The sequence below is a fragment of the Vreelandella nigrificans genome, from assembly GCF_002374315.1.
Taxonomy (GTDB): domain Bacteria; phylum Pseudomonadota; class Gammaproteobacteria; order Pseudomonadales; family Halomonadaceae; genus Vreelandella; species Vreelandella nigrificans.
Genome location: NZ_NWUX01000083.1, coordinates 1 through 517, shown reverse-complemented (window position 1 = coordinate 517; position 517 = coordinate 1). Strand labels below are relative to the sequence as shown.

Sequence of the window (517 nt, the reverse complement as noted above, 5' to 3'; positions counted from 1 at the left end):
AGCATCACCCGTTGACGCCGATGACCGATGCCGACCTGGTGCGGGTACTCTCTCGCCAAACACCACACCCAGTCGGTCTGGCCAATCACGCTGTGCTAACCCAGGGGGCGGATGCAACCCGTGCTCATTTATCTGCACTGGCAGAGCAAGGCGTCCGCCATGTGATTTGTGATGCCCTGGACGAGCAGGATCTGGACGTATTGGCCGAAGCCACGGTGTTGATGCCTTTAGTCACTGGTGGTTCCGGTTTAGGGCAGGCCCTGCCCGCCCAGTACCGCGCCCAGGGCTGGTTAGCCACGATTTCAGAGCCGGGCCGTTTATCGCCCGCTTCAGGCGGTGCGATGGTGCTCTCCGGCAGTTGCTCCCGGGCGACGCTGGCCCAAGTGGCGGATTTTCTGGCCAAGCACCCCGATGGTGGCTTTGCCCTGGATCCCTTATCCCTGGCAGACGGGGACAAGCAGTGGGAGCAGGCGCTGGCCTTTGCCCTGGAGCGCTTATCCAGCAACGTCCCGGTACT

1 protein-coding gene is annotated in these 517 nt (G+C 62.7%); it reads left to right on the top strand.

Going from position 1 to position 517, the window contains the following annotated elements:
* Positions 1-517 (top strand): four-carbon acid sugar kinase family protein (locus tag CPA45_RS22590; protein WP_133066830.1); only part of this gene is annotated, 517 nt, incomplete at both ends.